The organism is Falsirhodobacter sp. 20TX0035, from assembly GCF_028307215.1.
Taxonomy (GTDB): domain Bacteria; phylum Pseudomonadota; class Alphaproteobacteria; order Rhodobacterales; family Rhodobacteraceae; genus Falsirhodobacter.
Genome location: NZ_JAQMHV010000004.1, coordinates 53,976 through 71,698 on the forward strand (window position 1 = coordinate 53,976; position 17,723 = coordinate 71,698).

General features: G+C 67.7%; 15 protein-coding genes. 9 read left to right on the plus strand and 6 right to left on the minus strand.

Going from position 1 to position 17,723, the window contains the following annotated elements; translation table 11 throughout:
* Positions 1-33: 33 nt before the first annotated feature.
* Together PIJ50_RS06895 and PIJ50_RS06900 are read left to right on the plus strand one after the other, a co-directional pair.
* Entirely contained in the window at positions 34-1,806 is a 1,773-nt protein-coding gene (locus tag PIJ50_RS06895) for an ABC transporter transmembrane domain-containing protein (protein ID WP_271973893.1), read from the plus strand.
* Between the two features lie 18 nt (positions 1,807-1,824).
* A complete protein-coding gene (locus tag PIJ50_RS06900) occupies positions 1,825-3,582 on the plus strand; it encodes an acyl-CoA synthetase (RefSeq protein WP_271973894.1) in 1,758 nt (585 codons plus the stop codon).
* 452 nt (positions 3,583-4,034) lie between these two features.
* On the opposite strand, the gene tldD is transcribed toward PIJ50_RS06900, so the two are convergent.
* On the minus strand, positions 4,035-5,456 hold the full coding sequence (gene tldD / locus PIJ50_RS06905) for a metalloprotease TldD (protein ID WP_271974184.1): 1,422 nt from the start codon (positions 5,454-5,456) through the stop codon (positions 4,035-4,037).
* Between the two features lie 138 nt (positions 5,457-5,594).
* Between tldD and cyoE the strand changes: the two genes are divergently transcribed.
* The 6 genes from cyoE to PIJ50_RS06935 all read left to right on the plus strand — a co-directional run bounded on the left by cyoE (position 5,595) and on the right by PIJ50_RS06935 (position 11,945).
* Positions 5,595-6,521, plus strand: a complete 927-nt coding sequence (gene cyoE / locus PIJ50_RS06910; RefSeq protein ID WP_271973895.1) for a heme o synthase — start codon at positions 5,595-5,597, stop codon at positions 6,519-6,521.
* A 112-nt stretch (positions 6,522-6,633) separates the two neighbouring features.
* Positions 6,634-7,293, plus strand: a complete 660-nt coding sequence (locus PIJ50_RS06915) for an SURF1 family cytochrome oxidase biogenesis protein (RefSeq protein WP_271973896.1) — start codon at positions 6,634-6,636, stop codon at positions 7,291-7,293.
* Entirely contained in the window at positions 7,290-8,675 is a 1,386-nt protein-coding gene (gene thrC, locus PIJ50_RS06920) for a threonine synthase (protein WP_271973897.1), read from the plus strand. Before PIJ50_RS06915 ends, thrC begins: the two co-directional genes overlap by 4 nt.
* Positions 8,672-9,931, plus strand: coding sequence for a M16 family metallopeptidase (locus tag PIJ50_RS06925; RefSeq protein WP_271973898.1), 1,260 nt, complete (start codon positions 8,672-8,674; stop codon positions 9,929-9,931). Before thrC ends, PIJ50_RS06925 begins: the two co-directional genes overlap by 4 nt.
* Positions 9,931-10,521, plus strand: coding sequence for a GNAT family N-acetyltransferase (locus tag PIJ50_RS06930; protein ID WP_271973899.1), 591 nt, complete (start codon positions 9,931-9,933; stop codon positions 10,519-10,521). The genes PIJ50_RS06925 and PIJ50_RS06930 overlap by 1 nt, the downstream gene beginning before the upstream one ends.
* Entirely contained in the window at positions 10,521-11,945 is a 1,425-nt protein-coding gene (locus PIJ50_RS06935; RefSeq protein ID WP_271973900.1) for an FAD-binding oxidoreductase, read from the plus strand. Before PIJ50_RS06930 ends, PIJ50_RS06935 begins: the two co-directional genes overlap by 1 nt.
* A gap of 52 nt (positions 11,946-11,997) precedes the next feature.
* On the opposite strand, the gene PIJ50_RS06940 is transcribed toward PIJ50_RS06935, so the two are convergent.
* The 5 genes from PIJ50_RS06940 to hisI form a co-directional block, all read right to left on the minus strand.
* Positions 11,998-12,738, minus strand: a complete 741-nt coding sequence (locus PIJ50_RS06940) for a squalene/phytoene synthase family protein (RefSeq protein ID WP_271973901.1) — start codon at positions 12,736-12,738, stop codon at positions 11,998-12,000.
* Entirely contained in the window at positions 12,735-14,093 is a 1,359-nt protein-coding gene (cysS, locus tag PIJ50_RS06945) for a cysteine--tRNA ligase (protein ID WP_271973902.1), read from the minus strand. The genes PIJ50_RS06940 and cysS overlap by 4 nt, the downstream gene beginning before the upstream one ends.
* Positions 14,094-14,193: 100 nt before the next feature.
* Positions 14,194-14,796, minus strand: coding sequence for an outer membrane protein (locus tag PIJ50_RS06950; RefSeq protein ID WP_271973903.1), 603 nt, complete (start codon positions 14,794-14,796; stop codon positions 14,194-14,196).
* 117 nt (positions 14,797-14,913) lie between these two features.
* The gene (locus PIJ50_RS06955; protein WP_271973904.1) at positions 14,914-16,725 is read right to left on the minus strand and encodes an ABC-F family ATP-binding cassette domain-containing protein; all 1,812 of its coding nucleotides are present in this window, start codon (positions 16,723-16,725) and stop codon (positions 14,914-14,916) included.
* Position 16,726: 1 nt separating this feature from the next.
* Positions 16,727-17,086, minus strand: coding sequence for a phosphoribosyl-AMP cyclohydrolase (gene hisI / locus PIJ50_RS06960; RefSeq protein ID WP_271973905.1), 360 nt, complete (start codon positions 17,084-17,086; stop codon positions 16,727-16,729).
* A 57-nt stretch (positions 17,087-17,143) separates the two neighbouring features.
* On the opposite strand from hisI, the gene PIJ50_RS06965 reads away from it, so the two are divergent.
* The gene (locus tag PIJ50_RS06965) at positions 17,144-17,542 is read left to right on the plus strand and encodes an iron-sulfur cluster assembly scaffold protein (RefSeq protein ID WP_271973906.1); all 399 of its coding nucleotides are present in this window, start codon (positions 17,144-17,146) and stop codon (positions 17,540-17,542) included.
* Positions 17,543-17,723: the final 181 nt, after the last annotated feature.

The following is a 17,723-nucleotide window of genomic DNA, read 5'->3' on the forward strand; positions in this document are numbered from 1 at the left end:
CCTAAACCCGCGTCGGACGAAAAGGGGACGCAGATGGCCAGACGCAACGACACGGACCGCGCATCGTCGCGCAAGGTGGGGACGTTGCGCGCGCTCGTGCCGTTCCTGTGGCCGTACCGCGTGATGGTGATCGGCACCCTGATCGCCCTGACGGTCACGGCGGGGGCCAGCCTGTCGTTGCCCATCGCGGTGCGGCGGGTGGTGGACGGCTTCGGCACCTCGACCGAGGCTCTGCTGGACGAATACTTCCTGGCTTTTCTTGGCATCGCCGGGCTTCTGGCTGTGGGGACGGGGGCGCGCTACTACCTTGTCACCCGGCTGGGCGAACGCGTGATCGCCGACATCCGCCGCGCCCTGTTCGACCGCGTCACGGCAATGAGCCCGGCCTTTTTCGAGAACATCATCACGGGCGAGGTCATCTCGCGCCTGACGGTGGACACCACGGTGATCCTGTCGGTCATCGGATCGTCAGTCTCGGTAGCGCTGCGCAACGTCATGATGCTGGCGGGGGGACTGGTGCTGATGCTCTTCACCTCCGCGAAGCTGACGGGGCTGGTGCTGCTGCTGGTGCCGCTGGTGGTAATCCCGATCGTCGTGATGGGCCGCCGCCTGCGCCACCACAGCCGCGAGAACCAGGATCTGATCGCACGATCCTCCGGCAACGCGGCCGAGATCCTGACGGCCACCCCCACCGTGCAGGCCTTCACGCAAGGGTCCGCCGTGCGCACCCGCTTTGCCGAACTGACGGAGGAGACTTTCGCCTCGGCCCGCCGCCGGATCGGCACGCGCGCGGTGATGACGATGATCGTCATCTTCCTGGTGTTCTCGGGCGTGGTGGGCATCCTGTGGGTCGGCGCGCGTGACGTGCGGGCCGAGGGGATGACCACCGGCCAGCTGGTGCAGTTCGTGATCTACGCCGTTCTGGTGGCCGGTGCCGTGGGTGCCCTGTCCGAGATCTGGAGCGAGCTGCAACGCGCCGCCGGCGCGACCGAACGGCTGGTGGAGCTGCTGGAGGCCGAGGACACCGTTCAGGACCCCGAAGCCCCGATGCCGCTGGCCCGCCCCGTGCGCGGAGAGATCGTCTTCGACAACGTCCTGTTCCATTATCCCCAGCGCCCCGGCCAGTCGGCCTTGTCGGGCATCACGTTGCGCGTGGCGCCGGGGGAAACGGTGGCGCTGGTCGGCCCGTCCGGCGCGGGCAAGACGACGGTGCTGCAACTGCTGCTGCGTTTCTATGATCCGCAGGCGGGCGTGATCAGCATCGACGGGGTTGAACTGCCCACCATGGCCCGCGACGATTTCCGTCGCGAGGTGGCGCTGGTCCCGCAGGACCCGGTGATCTTCGCCGCCAGCGCGCGCGACAACATCCGCTTCGGCCGCCCCGAGGCGACGGACGCCGAGGTGGAGGCCGCCGCCCGCGCCGCCGCCGCCCACGACTTCCTGACGGCGCTGCCGCAGGGCTATGACACGCAGGTGGGCGAACGCGGCGTGATGCTGTCGGGCGGCCAGAAGCAACGCATCGCCATCGCCCGCGCCATCCTGCGCGACGCCCGCATCCTGCTGCTGGACGAGGCGACCTCGGCCCTCGATGCCGAATCCGAGGCGGCGGTCCAGCGCGCGATGGAGCGTCTGGCCGAAGGCCGCACCGTCATCGTCATCGCGCACCGGCTGGCCACGGTGAAGAAGGCCGACCGCATCGTGGTGCTGGATCACGGGCAAACTGTCGCGGAAGGCACGCATGAAAGCCTGATTGCCGACGGGGGGCTTTACGCGCGGCTGGCAAAGCTGCAATTCACGGATCAGTAAGCCCAGACGGAGGGTCCCATGCCCTTTGCCACCCAAGCCGACCGCGACGCCATCGAGGCCGAGGGCCCTTGGTCCGCGCAGGACGTGCCGGCGACGATCCACCGGGCGCTGGCCCTGCGCGATCCCGCACGGCCCGCGCTGTCCTTCCAGCTTCTGTCCGGGCCCCGGTCCCGGGCGATAACGTGGACATGGGGCGACCTTCACCGCCACGCGGTGCAGGCGGCCAACCTGTTCCGGTCGCTGGGCGTGGGGCCGAAGGATACGGTGGCAATCATACTGCCCAACGTGCCGGAGATGGCGTCGGCCTTGCTGGGCGGCATGATCGCCGGCGTCGCGGCCCCGATCAACCCGCTGCTGGGCGCCGGGCAGATGGCCAGCCTGCTGCGGGACACCGGGGCGAGGGTGGTGGTGACGCTGAAGGCCTTTCCGTCCACCGACATCGCGGCGAAGGTGGCGGAGGCGCTGATCCACGCACCGGGCGTCCGCACAGTGCTGGAGGTGGATTTGCTGCCGTATCTGGCCCCGCCCAAAAGCTGGGCCGTGCCGCTGCTGCGGCCGCGCCATACGGTGCGGCATCGGGCGGACGTGACGGATTTCGCCCGGGCCGCCGCCGCGCAACCGCCCGGTTTGACCTTCCCCGACCCCGAGGCGGATCGCGTGGCCGCCTGCTTCCACACCGGCGGCACGACCGGCATGCCGAAGCTGGCGCGGCACCGGGTGGGCGGCATGCTCTACAACGGATGGGTCGGGCGGCGGCTTTTGTTCACGGACCGGGACGTGATCCTGTGCCCGCTGCCGCTGTTCCACGTCTTCGCCGCCTATCCGGTGCTGATGTCGTCGCTGATGACGGGGGCGCATGTGGTGCTGCCCACGCCCGCCGGCTATCGCGGCAAGGGCGTGTTCGACAACCTGTGGAAGCTGATCGAACGCTGGGGGGCGACCTATCTGGTGGCCGTCCCGACCGCGCTGTCGGTGCTGATGCAGCGGAAGGTGGATGCGGACGTCTCCAGCCTGCGCGTGGTCTTCTCCGGCTCTGCTCCGCTGCCAAGAGAACTGTTCACCCGCTTCAAGACCGCCACGGGGGTGGAAGTGATCGAAGGCTACGGCCTGACCGAGGCGACCTGCCTGATCGCCGCGAACCCGCCGGACGGGGAAAAGAAGGTCGGCTCCGTCGGGCTGGCGATGCCCTACGCGCAGGTGCGCATCGACGCGGGGGAGATCGTCGTGAACAGCCCCGGCACCGATGGCTGGCTGCGCACCGGTGATCTGGGCCGGATCGACGCCGACGGCTACATCTTCATCACCGGGCGCGCGAAGGACCTGATCATCCGCGGCGGCCACAACATCGACCCGGCCGAGATCGAGGAGGCGCTGATGGCGCATCCCGCCGTCGCGATGGTCGGCGCCATCGGCCAGCCCGACGCCCATGCGGGCGAGGTGCCCTGCGCCTATGTGGAACTGGTCGCCGGCGCCACCGCCACGCCCGACGAGTTGCGGGAGTTCGCGCGCGCCCGCATCAGTGAACGCGCGGCCGTGCCCCGTCATGTGGAGATCCTGCCCGAGATGCCGAAGACCGCCGTCGGCAAGGTGTTCAAGCCGGACCTGCGGCGGCGGGCGATCACCCGCGTCTTCGATGCGGCCATGGAAGGCCGGGGCCGCGTGGTGGAGGTGGTCGAGGACCGCGAGCGTGGTCTGGTGGCACGGGTGGAAGGCGATGCCTCGGCCCTTGGCGGGTTCACGGTTGCGTGGGAGGCGGCCGGCGCTCCGTCCCCTTGAGGGACGCTTGCCCGCCGCCGCTGCCACGCAGGATGTGCCGATTGTGCGTCCCATCATGTGGAACGTAGCGAAGGGCGGCTTAAGCGGCTTAGCAGGTTGCTGCGGGGGTAAGGAAACAGCGAAGGCTGGTGTCTCGGCGGAAGGTTTCGATCTCGTCCCGAATATCTAACGAGACGTTGCGGGGATCAGGGTTGAAGAGGAGGGCGTGGCCCTTGTAAGGCAGGGTGCCTTCGCAAATTTCACGAAGGCCGTAGCTCCCCTCCGGCTCGGTCCTCTTCGTTCACCAAGTATGCGGAAGAACTCCCTCGTCAGGTCGGCCATATCACCGACCTTTAGTCGGCTCCTCAGGTGGCCGAAGGTCCGATCGTCAAGTCGGCCATGCAGTCGAGCCAGAGCATGTCGATCAGATGGCCGGACCGCTGATCGTCAGCAGCCGGCCTTCAGCCTGTCGATCACGTGGCCGAACCGCCGATCGTCAGCCCGCCGATCATCAGCGTCGGCTGGCCCACGCCCACGGGCACCCACTGGCCCGCCTTGCCGCAATTGCCGATGCCCGGGTCCAGCGCCATGTCGTTGCCGATGGCGCGGATGTTCTGGAGCGCGGTCGCCCCGTCGCCGATCAGCGTCGCGCCCTTGACGGGTTCCTGCACCACGCCGTTGCGAACACGATACGCCTCGGTGCAGGAGAAGACGAACTTGCCGTTCGTGATGTCCACCTGACCGCCGCCGAAGCCCACGGCATAGATGCCGTCCTTCAGATCGGCGAGGATCGCCTTCGGATCGCCATTCCCGCCCAGCATGTAGGTGTTGGTCATGCGCGGCATGGGGATGTGGGCATAGCTTTCGCGCCGCCCGTTCCCGGTGGGGGCCACGCCCATCAGTCGGGCGTTCTGGCGGTCCTGCATGTAGCCGACAAGGATACCGTCCTCGATCAGGACGTTGCGGGCCGAAGGCGTGCCCTCGTCGTCGATGGTCAGCGAGCCGCGGCGGTCGGGCAGGGTGGCGTCGTCCAGAACCGTGACACCCGGGGCCGCGACGCGCTGGCCCAGAAGGCCCGCGAAGGCGGAGGTCTTCTTGCGGTTGAAGTCGCCCTCCAGCCCGTGGCCTACGGCCTCGTGCAGCAGGATGCCGGGCCAGCCCGCGCCCAGCACCACGTCCAGAACACCGGCGGGCGCGGGCACGGCGTCAAGGTTCAGGGTGGCGATCCGCACCGCCTCGGCCACGACGGGCTTCCAGTGGGCGGGGTCCATCAGCTGCAACAGGCCGTGCCGCCCACCGCCGCCCATGCCGCCAGATTCGCGGCGACCGTTCCGCTCCACGATGACGGAGATGTTGAGCCGCGCCATCGGACGGACATCGCTTAGCCGCAGGCCCTCGGGGCGGAGGATCTCCACCTCCTGCACGCTGGCGGCAAGGGTGGCGGACACCTGCACCACCGACGCATCGAGGCTGCGGGCATAGGCGTCGATCTCGCGCAGCGTGTCGATCTTCACGGCAAAGGCGGCGTCGGCGATGGGATCGAGCGCGGCGTAAAGGTGCCGGTTCGTGCCGGACGGAGGCGGAGCCAAGGTGCCGCCGCCGTCGCCCACGGCCAGCCGCGCCGTTTCCGCCGCGCGCCGCAGCGACTGTTCGGAGATCTTGGTGGAATGGGCATATCCCGCCACTTCGCCGCGCACGGCGCGCAGACCGAACCCTTCGGAGGCGTCGTAGCTTGCGGTCTTGATGCGCCCGTCGTCCAGGATCAGCCCTTCGGAACGGCGGCGTTCCAGGAACAGCTCCCCGTCGTCGGCGCCCGCGACGGCTTCGCGCAGGATGGTCAGGGCGGTGGTTTCGTCCAGAAGACTTTCGAAGGGGCGGAAGGGGCTGTCGGTCATCATGTCCTCTGGTCGCGGCATCTGCCCAAGGTATATGGTGTCCGGGGGCAGGGGCACAACAAGCCTTGGGCGATATGTCCAATGGCCAGCCCCCGTGCGCGCCTGTAAGCCACGCCCCACATCCCCCGGAGGACCAGCATGAGCGACATCCGCAGTTTCGAGGCGAACGGGCAGGCGGGCGACTGGTTCGCGCTGCTGAAGCCGCGCGTGATGACGCTGGTCGTCTTCACCGCGCTGGTCGGCCTTCTGGTGGCGCCGGTGGGCGTGAACCCGGTGATCGGCTTCGCATCGATCCTGTTCATCGCGTTGGGCGGCGGCGCGTCGGGCGCGCTGAACATGTGGTGGGACGCGGACATCGACGCGATCATGAAGCGCACGCAGGGGCGGCCCATCCCGGCCGGGCGCATCGCGCCGCAGGACGTGCTGTGGTTCGGGCTGGCGCTGTCGGTGCTGTCGGTCGTGATGCTGGGGCTGACGGCGAACTGGTTCGCGGGCGCGTTCCTGGCCTTCACCATCTTCTTCTATGTCGTCATCTACTCAATGTGGCTGAAGCGGATCACGCCGCAGAACATCGTGATCGGCGGGGCCGCGGGGGCCTTCCCGCCCATGATCGGCTGGGCCGTGGCGACGGGCGGCGTGTCGGTTGAAAGCGTGCTGATGTTCGCGCTGGTCTTCATGTGGACGCCGCCGCATTTCTGGGCGCTCGCGCTGTTCATGAAAAGCGACTATCGCGATGCGGGCGTGCCGATGCTGACCGTGACGCACGGGCGCAAGTCTACGCGCGCGCACATCCTCGTCTACACGCTGCTGCTGGCGCCGGTGGCGATCGGGGCGGGGCTGACCTCCATCGGCGGGCCTGTCTATATGGGGGTCGCGGTTCTGGCGAACGCGATCTTCATCGGGGGCGCCTGGCGCATCTGGCGGCGGGACGAGGCTGCGGCCGAAGCGGACGGCTACAAGCTGGAAAAAAAGGTCTTCGCCTTCTCGCTCCTCTACCTTGCCGTCCATTTCGGGGCCTTCCTGGCCGAGGCGGCGTTGAAGCCCTTCGGGCTGGGGGGCTGGTGATGCGGCGCGATCGCGCGCTGGCTTGGGTGCTGGCCGGCTTCGCGCTGCTGGTCTTCGCGGTCACGCTGGCCAAGCTGGCGTGACCTTGCCGTTTCCGCGGACGATCCTTAATGTGGGTCGACTGTGGATGAGGGTGGACGTGACGCAAGGCGGACGATGGACATGGGCCCCGGCGGCCTTGGGCGGGCTGGCACTGGCGTGCCTGTTCGCCGGCGGCTGGCAGATCCGCGAACATCAGGCGGCCGAGGCGCGTCTGGCGGCGGCCGCGCCTGCCCTGAAGGGCATCCCCGACGCCTTGCCGGATGCGCCCGATCCCGCGCGCGACCTGTTCCGTGCCGTCCGCATTGAAGGCACGCTGACGGGCAATCCCATTCTGCAAGCCATGGACCATCTGCAGATGGGCCCCGGCTTTCGCGTGATCCAGCCGATCGAGGTTGGGGGCCGTCGCCTGCTGATCGACCGCGGCTTCATCTACGACGCGTGGAAGAACGAGCCCCTGACCGCGACGGCGATCGAGGCGAACGGCAATCTGGATTGGCCGGACGGACTGGGGACCCTTGCACGCGACGCCGGGGCGGCGCCCGTCCTGATCGTGGCCACCACCCCCACGGGGGACGGGATCGTGCCGGTTCCCGTCGATCCCGGTGCGGCGCGTGGGCATCACTGGCGCTACGCGATGATCGGCTTTGCCCTTGCCGCGCTGTTGACAGGGATGACAGTGCTGTCGCAGTGGCGTATCAAGCGGCGTGACGAAGGAAATGTGACGCAATGAAGTATATCTCGACCCGTGGAACCGCGCCCGTTCTGACCTTTGGCGAGGCGATGATGACCGGTCTGGCCCGGGACGGCGGCCTGTACCTGCCCGAAACGATCCCAACCTTCACGACGGACGAGATCGCGGCCCTGGCCGGCCTTCCTTACGAGGAGGTGGTCTTCCGCGTCATCCGCCCCTTCACCGGCGACACGTTCGCCGACGCCGAACTGCGCGACCTGATCACCGCGGCCTATGCCGGTTTCGCGCATGACGCGCGCGCGCCGCTGGTGCAACTGGCCCCGAACCACTTCCTGCTGGAGCTGTTCCACGGCCCGACGCTGGCCTTCAAGGACTTCGCCATGCAGCTGATCGGCCAGCTGATGCAGGCCGCGCTGGCGAAATCGGGGCAGCGGATCACCATCGTGGGCGCCACCTCGGGCGACACCGGATCGGCCGCGATCGAGGCGTTCAAGGGGCTGGAAAATGTGGATGTCGTCATCCTGTTCCCCCATGGCCGCGTGTCGGACGTGCAGCGGCGCCAGATGACCACACCGGCCGAGGCCAACGTCCATGCCTTCGCGATGGACGGGGATTTCGACGATTGCCAAGCGCGCGTGAAGGACATGTTCAACGACTTCGCCTTCCGCGACGCGGTGGGGCTGGCGGGCGTGAACTCCATCAACTGGGCGCGGGTGCTGGCGCAGGTCGTGTACTACTTCACGTCCGCCACCTCGCTGGGCGCGCCGCACCGGGCCGTCAGCTTCACGGTGCCGACGGGCAACTTCGGCGACGTGTTCGCCGGATACATCGCGCGGCGCATGGGCCTTCCGATCGAGAAGCTGGTGGTTGCGACCAACCAGAACGACATCCTGCACCGCGCGCTGAGCACGGGCGAATACAAGCCCGACGGCGTCGTGCCCTCGATCAGCCCGTCGATGGACATCCAGGTGTCGTCGAACTTCGAACGCGCGCTTTTCTACGCCTATGACGGCGACGGGGCGGCCGTGCGCCAGCTGATGGACGAGTTGAAGGCCGGCGGCTTCACGATCAGCCAGGGCGCGCTTCAGGCGCTGTCGGGCACCTTCGCCTCGGGTCGCGTGTCGGAAGAGGAGACGACCGCCACGATCCGCGAGGTTCTGGCCGAAACCGGAGAGCTTCTGTGCCCGCATTCGGCCGTGGCCGTCGCGGTGGCGAAGCAGCATCTGGGCGCCACGCCCATGATCACGCTGGCGACCGCGCACCCTGCGAAGTTCCCCGACGCCGTCGAAGCCGCAGGCGCCGCGCGCCCCGAACTGCCGCCGCACATGGCCGACCTGTTCACCCGCGCCGAACAGGTGACGCGGGTGACGAACGATCTTGCGGCGCTGCAAGCCCTCATCCTTGAAAGGACCGGCCGTTGAGCGTCCGCCTGACCACACTTCCCAACGGCTTCCGCATCGTCACCGAACACATGCCGGGGCTGAAATCCGCCTCGGCGGGGATCTGGGTCACGGCCGGGGGGCGGCACGAACGGGCCGAACAGAACGGCATCGCCCATTTTCTTGAGCATATGGCCTTCAAGGGCACGAAGCGCCGCAGCGCCCTGCAGATCGCCGAGGAGATCGAGGATGTGGGCGGCTACATCAACGCCTATACCAGCCGCGAGATGACGGCCTATTACGCCCGCGTTCTGGAAAACGACGTGCCGCTGGCGCTGGACGTGATCGGCGACATCCTTCTGAACCCGGTCTTCGACACGCGCGAGATCGAGGTGGAGCGGGGCGTGATCCTGCAGGAGATCGGCCAGTCCCTCGACACGCCCGACGACATCATCTTCGACTGGCTGCACGAGGCGTCCTATCCCGACCAGCCCTTCGGCCGCACCATCCTGGGCCCCGAGGAGCGGGTGTCGTCCTTCACGAGCGAGGACCTGCGCCGCTTCGTATCCGAGCATTACGGCCCCGACCAGATGATCCTGGCCGCCGCCGGCGCCGTGGACCATGACGCGATCGTGGCGCAGGCGACCGAACAGTTCGGGGGCATGACGCGCCTGAACCAATCCGCGCTGGCCCGCGCCGATTTCACCGGCGGGGAACGCCGCGAGGTGAAGACGCTGGAACAGGCCCATTTCGCCCTGTCCTTCGCCGCGCCCGCGTATCGTGACCCCGACGTCTATGCCGCGCAGGTCTATGCGATGGCGATGGGCGGGGGCATGTCCTCGCGCCTGTTCCAGAAGATCCGGGAGGAGCGGGGCCTCTGCTACACCATCTTCGCGCAGGCGGGGGCGTATGAGGATACGGGGCAGATGACCATCTACTCCGGCACCTCGGCCGCGGATCTGGGCGATCTGACGGGGCTGACCATCGACGAGCTGAAGCGCGCCGCCGAGGACATGACGGACGCCGAGGTGAACCGCGCCCGCGCCCAGATGAAGGCCGGAATGCTGATGGGGCTGGAAAACCCGTCCTCGCGTTGCGAACGGATCGCGCGGCTTCTGGCGATCTGGGGCCACGTGCCGGCGGTGGAGGACGCGGTGGAGCGCATCGACGCCGTGTCGACCGCGGACGTTCGCGAGTATGGGGCGAAGCTGCTGACCTCGCCCGCGGCGCTTGCGCTGTACGGGCAGGTGGGCAAGGCTCCGGATCTGGACGCGATCCGCCAAAGGCTGGCCGCCTGATGCTGGGGCTGCGGCGTTCCCCCCGGATCGAGACGGAGCGCCTGACGCTTCGCCTGCCGCAGCACAGCGATTACACCGCCTGGGCCAGCCTGCGCGCCCGCAGCGCCGAGTTCCTTCAGCCCTGGGATCCGATCTGGTCGCCCGATCACCTGACCCGCCGCGCCTTTTCCAACCGCGTGACGTGGTCAGCGCGGTCCATCGCGGACGGGTCCGCCATGCCCATGGTGCTGATCCGGCGCGAGGACGAGACGCTGGTGGGCGCTATCACGCTGGACAACATCCGGCGCGGGCCGGCGCAGTCCGGAACCTTGGGCTACTGGATGGGGCAGCCCTTCGCCCGGCAGGGCTACATGCGCGAAGGCCTTCTGGGGCTGACGCACTTCGCCTTCAACAACCTGGACCTGAGCCGCCTTGAGGCCGCTTGCCTGCCAGAGAACGCCGCCTCGCGCGGGGTGCTGGAACGCTGCGGGTTCAAGTATGAGGGCGTGGCGCAAAGTTATCTGCAGATTGCCGGGCGCTGGCGGAACCACGTCCTCTATGCGGCGCTGCGCCATGACCGGCGCGGGCGGACAGGGGCAGGGGCGGGCTGATGCTGAACGCGGTCGATGCGCCTTTTCTGGCGGATCTGGAGGCGCGGCTTCCCCGCGACACGCTGCGCCCAGCCGAGCCGCGCCATCTGAGCGAACCGCGCGGCCGTTTTCCCGGCATCGGCACCGCCGTGGCGCTGCCGCGCACGGTGGACGACGTGTCGATGATCCTTGCCGCCTGCCATGCCGCCCGCGTGGGCGTGGTGCCGATCGGGGGCGGAACCGGGTTGGTCAGCGGTCAGGTGATGACCACGGGCCCCATGCCCTTGCTGCTGTCGATGGAACGCATGTCGGCGATCCGCGCGGTGCACGCGACGGAGAACGTGATCGTGGCCGAGGCGGGCGCCATCCTTGCCGATGTGCAGGCAGCGGCCGAAGGGGCAGGGCGACTGTTTCCGCTGGCCCTCGCCTCCGAAGGGACGGCGCGGATCGGGGGGCTTCTGGCCACCAATGCGGGCGGGCTGAACGTCCTGCGCTATGGCACCGCCCGCGACCTGTGCCTGGGGGTGGAGGCGGTGCGCGCCGACGGGGCCGTGCTGCACGGGCTGCGCCGGTTGCGCAAGAACAACACGGGCTATGACCTGCGCCACCTGCTGATCGGGTCGGAAGGCACGCTGGGCATCATCACCGCGGCCAGCCTGAAGCTGTTCCCGCGGCCGGCGCAGTATGCCACGGGACTGTTCACCGTCGCCGATCCGCAGGCGGCGGTGAATCTTCTGCAGATCGCCCAGGGCCGCGCGCCCGGAATGGTGGACGCGTTCGAGCTGATCTCGGGGCAGGGCCTGCGCTTTCTGGCCGCCACGATGCCGGAACTTCGCCTTCCCGTGGAGGATGCGGAGTGGATGGTGCTGATCGAACTGGGGCTGCCACCCGACATGGACCCCGACCGGACGCTGGAGGCGATCTTCACCGAAGGGGCCGACAACGCGCAGGTCTGGGACGGGCTGATCGCGCAGTCGGTCGCCCAGCGGCAGGCCTTCTGGACCTTGCGGGAAAGCATTCCGGAAGGGAACCGCCGGGTCGGGGCCATCGCCAGCCACGACGTGGCGCTTCCGATCTCGGCCATTCCGGCGTTCATCGAGGATGCGAAGATCCTTCTGCATTCCTTCGACATCCGCATCAATTGTTTCGGGCACTTGGGCGACGGGAACCTGCATTTCAACCTGTTCCCGGCGGAAGGCCGGACACGCGCGGAATACGCGGCCGAGGCGGCGGAGATGACGGTGCTGGTCCACGACCTCGTGGCGGAACATGACGGCAGCTTCAGCGCGGAACATGGCGTGGGGCGCCTGAAGGTGCAGGACCTGGAGCGCTATGCTGATCCGGTCGCGCTGGACACGATGCGCGGCATCAAGCGCGTCATGGACCCGGAAGGCATCCTGAACCCGGGTGCAGTGTTGCGGGATCGGGCCCAAACGGGAGGATGAAATCGCCCCCGTACGAAATGAATATAATCGGTATTATGTAACCTTATCCTTGCTAGGCGTAACGGAACGCGTGCCACAGAAGCAGCCCACGCTTCCGGATCTCGCTCAGCTTCAGCCGACCTTGAGGCACGTATTCCGGATGCTCCTGGGCCAGTTGCAGCAAGGCCTTCGTCTGCCATGCAGGCAGAACGGCGGCTCCCTTCGCGGCGGAACGTCCGATCTTCAGCTTCTTCAGCCCTGTGCCGACGAGGGTTTTCAGGTCGTCCGTGGGCAAAGGTTGTCGGCCACGCGCCGCAAGCTGTGGATAGGCCTGCAGCATCGTCGCCAGACCTTGGGCCCAAGCCACGTTGCGTATGGCCCCCTCCGCCTTGGGATCCGTGCCAAACGCCAAGGCGGACAGCCACATCAGGTGACCGGCGGTCTGGTCGATATAGGCGGCAAATGTGGCGTCATCCGGACGGTCGTCGTAGATGTCGGCGCGCCGGGCCTCCACCATCTCGGCCAGAAGACCGGTCGGCAGGCCCTGTTCCCGCACCAGCGTGGCCAGAGGGGCCGCCACCTCATGCGCGGGTGCGACGCCGGCGGCGATCTCCTCCACCACATCCGCCCACCATTGAAGGCGCATCTCGGCGATCATCGGCTCGGCCGAGGCCCAAGGCGCGCGCGCCACTTCGAGGTTGAAGGCATACAGCGGCAGAAGCCGTGCGCGCGCCGCCACCGGTGCCGCCATCAGCGCGGCGAACCGGTCGGGATCGCCCTTGGCGACCAGAGCGGCGCAGGCGTCAAGGCTCACAGCAGTTCCCTCAGGCGGCTGGCATCGAAGCCCGGGGCCAATGTCCATTCCGCGCCGCCGGCAGTGTCCTTGACCACCACGCCCGCCGCTACGAAACCGTCGCGCAACGCATCGGCGCGCGCGAAGTCCCGGGCTTTGCGGGCCTCGGCCCGGATCTGCAGCAACCGTTCCACCAGATCCGCCACATCGTCCCCGGGGCCGGCCACCTGCCGCCACTGCCCCATGCCGGGCAACAGCAACCCCAGCAGTTGCGCTGAACCGAGCAAGGCCGCCGCCTGCCCTGCATTCGCCAGACAGTGCAGTTCGGCAATGGCCCCCGCCGTGTTCAGGTCGTCCGACAGGGCCGCGACCACGGCATCTTCGGGCGCGGTCGGCGCCACTCCCTCCACCAGATCGTGCCACTTGCGCAGGGTCGTCTCCGCCTGCCGGGCCTTTTCCTCGGTCCAGTCCATTGGGCGGGCGTAGTGCGTGGACAGCAAAACGAAGCGGATCACCTCGCCCGGGACGCCTTGATCCAGCAAGTCACGCACGGTGAAGAAGTTGCCCAGCGACTTGGACATCTTCCGCCCTTCGACCAGCAGCATCTCGTTGTGCAGCCAGAACCGGGCGAAGCCGCCTTCGGGATGGGCGCAGCAGCTTTGCGCGATCTCGTTCTCATGATGCGGGAACTGCAGGTCGATGCCGCCGGCGTGGATGTCGAACGTCGCGCCCAGCAGGTCGAACGCCATGGCGGAGCATTCAATGTGCCAGCCCGGCCGCCCCCTGCCCCACGGGCTGTCCCAGCCGGGTTGAGTGGCGTCGGAGGGCTTCCACAGCACGAAATCCATCGGATCGCGCTTGAAGGGCGCCACCTCCACCCGCGCGCCGGCGATCATGTCGTCCACCGAGCGGCCCGACAGCGTGCCGTAGTCGGGGTAGCTTCGCACGTCGAACAGGACATTCCCCTCGGCCGCATAGGCGTGGCCGCGGTCTACCAGCGTGCCGATCATCGAGATCATCTGCGCGATGTAGTCCGTGGCCCGCGGCTCCTGCGTCGGGCGCAGGGCGCCTAGGGCGTCCGTGTCGGCGTGATACCAGCCGATCGTCTCGTCCGTGATGTCGCGGATGTCGCGGCCGGTGGCGGCGGCGCGATCGTTGATCTTGTCGTCCACGTCCGTGAAGTTGCGGACATAGGTGACCGTCGGGTAAAGGTGCCGCAGCAGCCGGAACAGCGTGTCGAACACCACCACGGGGCGCGCATTGCCCAGATGGGCACGATCATAGACGGTGGGGCCACACACATACATCCGCACGTTCGACGGGTCGATCGGCGTGAAATTCTCCTTCACGCGGGTGCGGGTGTTGTAAAGCTTCATGGCATCCCTCCGGCTGTCCCGCGCAGATAGCACGCGACGTCCGAATGAAAAAGGGCGCGGAGGTTTCCCTCCACGCCCCGCACTTCCGATCCGGAGGATCTTAGAAGTTGTAGGCCGCTTTCAGCTGAACAGCCGTCGGGTTGTAGCTGACACCGGTGTCGTCGAAATCGTCGAAGACATAGGTCGAGACTTCACCACCAACGGTCCAGTTCTGGTTCAGCTGGTAGTCGACGCCCAGACCGGCGGTGTAGCCGTAGTCCGAAGCGCTGTCCTGGCCCAGGAAGTCGCCGTCGCCGTAAGCCACGCCGCCTTTGGCGTAGACCAGCGTGCGGCCCAAGTCGTAGCCGACTTGGCCCGTCAGCGTGGCCAGGTTGTCCAGCTTGATGGCGTCGTCATCGCTCGACACGTCGGCCGAGTTGTAGGCGCCTTCGACGCCGAGGACCGTGCGGCCCAGATCCCAGCGGTAGCCGCCGTGGATGCCGCCGAGGGCGCCGTCGCCGTCAACGTCGCCACCATCGGCGTAGCCGAGTTGCGCACCCAGGTAGCCGCCGTTCCAGTCACCCGTGGCCGGGGCCACGACAGCAACAGGAGCGGGAGCGGCGACAACAGGCTCAGCAACCGGAACAACCGGGCCACCAGCGAAGGCGGTCGGGGCTGCAAGGACGGCTGCGGTGCCAAGGGCGAGTGCTGCGATACGTTTCATTCTTATTCTCCGTTTCTTCCGTCCGACGGGCATGGCCGGTCGGGACAGGACGGAAATTGTGCTTTCTGACGCCAAACGCCAGAGCGTTCGGCGTCACGAATTTTTTACACAGCCGTGTCAGGCGGACGCCTTGTCTTCCAGCGCAAGCCATTCCTCCTCGGCGGCCGCCAAGGCCGTCTGACGCTCCTTCAGCATGTCGCTGGCCTTGCCGAATTTGACGGGTTCGCGGCTGAACATGTCGGGCGTGGCCAGCAGCTCTTCCAGTTTACCAATCTCGCCCTCCAGCTTTAAAATCAAGGCCGGCAAGGCCTCCAGACGCTTGCGTTCGGTGAAGGTCAGGCCGTTCGCGGCGGCCTTCGCCGCGGGCTTCGCAGAGGCGGAAGATCGAGTCGCGGAGGCCAGTTCGGCGGGGGTCTCGACCGCCTGCTTCTGGGCCTGATAATCGCTCCACCCGCCGGCATAGGCGGTGGCTTTCCCTTCACCTTCCAGCGCGATCGTGGTGTTTGCGACCCGGTCGATGAAGTCCCGATCGTGGCTTACAAGCAACACTGTCCCATCATATTCGCCCAGAACGTCCTGCAGAAGGTCCAGCGTTTCGACGTCCAGATCGTTGGTCGGTTCGTCCAGAACCAGCAGATTGGACTCGCGCGCCATGATCCGGGCCAGAAGAAGACGTGCCTTCTCCCCGCCCGACAGCGACCGGACGGGCGCGCGCATCTGCGCGTCGTCGAACAGGAAGTCCTTCAGATAGCCGACCACATGGCGCGGTGTGCCCCGCACCATGACCTGATCGGCCCGGCCCGACACGCCCAGAAGCGGATCGCCCGTCAGGTTTTCCCACAGGGTAGCGTTGCCGTCCAACTGGGCGCGGGTCTGGTCGAACACCGCCATCTGCAGGTTCGACCCCAGGGTGACGGTGCCGCTGTCGGGCGCGATCTCTCCGGTCAGCATCTTCAGCAGGGTCGTCTTTCCCGCCCCGTTGGGGCCGACAAAGGCCACGCGGTCGCCCCGCTGCACACGGATGTCAAAGGGCTGCAGGATCACGCGGTGACCGAAGGTCTTGGTGATCTCCTTCGCCTCGATCACCCGCTTGCCCGATGTGGGGCCACTCTCCAGTTCCAGCGCCGCCGTGCCCTGGCGGCGGATCTGGCTGGCGCGGTCGGCCTTCATGTCGGCCAGCGCTCGCAGACGGCCCTGGTTGCGCTTGCGGCGGGCGCTGATGCCCTCCACGGCCCAGCGGGCTTCGGCCTTGATCTTGCGGTCCAGCTTGTGACGGGCCTCGTCCTCCTCGGCCCAGGTGGCCTCGCGCCACTCCTCGAAGCCGTCAAAGCCCTGCTCCCTCCGCCGCACGGCGCCCCGGTCGATCCACAGGGTCGCCTTTGTCAGCGCCTTCAGGAAGGCACGGTCGTGGCTGATCAGGATGTAGCCGGCGCGTGTGGACTTCAGATGGTCCTCCAGCCACTCGATCGCCTGGATGTCCAGGTGGTTGGTCGGTTCGTCCAGCAGCATCAGCTCCGGCTCGGCCGCCAGCAGCCGGGCCAGCGCCGCACGCCGCTTTTCCCCGCCCGAAGCGGCGTCGATGCGCGTCTCGGGGTTCAGCTTCAACCCCTCGGCCACCATGGCGACGCGGTATTCCTCGCCCTCCGGCAGGCCGGCGGCGGCGAAATCACCCAGCGTCTCGTAGCCCGACAGGTCGGGGTCCTGTTCCATGTAGCCGGTGGTCACGCCGGGGGCGAGCGTGCGCTCGCCCTTGTCGACCTCCACCAGCCCGGCCATGACCTTCATCAGCGTGGACTTGCCGGACCCGTTGCGGCCCACCAGCGCCACGCGGTCGCCCGGCTGCACGACCAGCGACAGCCCGTCGAAGATCGGATCGCCGCCCCAGGTCAGCGAAATTTCATTCAGTTGCAGAAGCGGTGTGCGCGCCATCTTATGCCTCCGGCTCCATGATCGTCACTTGGTTCCCGTCTCGGATCGCGGTGTAGAAGCAGGACCGGCGGTTGGTATGGCAGGCGGGACCCGTCTGTTCCACCAGCGCCAGAAGGCAGTCGCGGTCGCAATCCACCCGCATCTCCACCAGTCGCTGCACGTGGCCCGAGCTTTCGCCCTTGGCCCAGAAGCTTTGGCGCGACCGGGACCAGTAGGTCATCCGCCCGCTGTCCATCGTGCGCACCAGCGCGTCGTGGTTCATCCACGCCATCATCAGCACCTCGCCCGAGGCGTGGTCCTGCGCGATCACCGGAATCAGTCCGTTCGCGTCGTATGTCAGCGTGCTTGGATCGAAAGACATGGCTTTTCCTAATGGGGAGTGCCGCCTATCTATGGGATGGCACGCAGGAAGGAAACGATGTCCGCGCTTTATTCCACCGAACTTCTGGCGCTGGCCGCCAACATCCCCCATGCGGGCCGGCTGGAGGAGGCGGACGGCAGCGCCACGCTCCGTTCCCCGGTCTGCGGGTCCACGGTGACGGTGGATGTGCGGATGACGGACGGGCGCGTGACGGCCTTTGCCCAGCAGGTGAACGCCTGCCTGATGGGTCAGGCCTCGGCCGCGTTGATGGGCGAGCGGCACCACGAGGATCTGGTTGCCCTGCGCGACGCCGTGGCCGCGATGCTGGCCGGCGGCGCGATCGTTCCGGGATACGAGGCCCTTGCCCCGGCGCGGGAGGTTCCGGCCCGCCATGCGGCGATCCTCCTCCCCCTCGACACGGCCATCGCCGCAATGGAAAAAAGCCGCCAGCGCTGAGGGCCGGCGGCAGGTGGCGCGTCAGGCAGGACCGCGCTGTTCAGGAAACGATGTGCAGGCCGACGAAAAGGCCCGCGAACAAGGCGACGACGCCCACGGCGTCGGCGACCAAGGTGGCGTTGGGATGGTTCAGCATGTGGCGCGTCTGGTTCAGCATCTGGCAACCTCCTTTGGTGTTGCC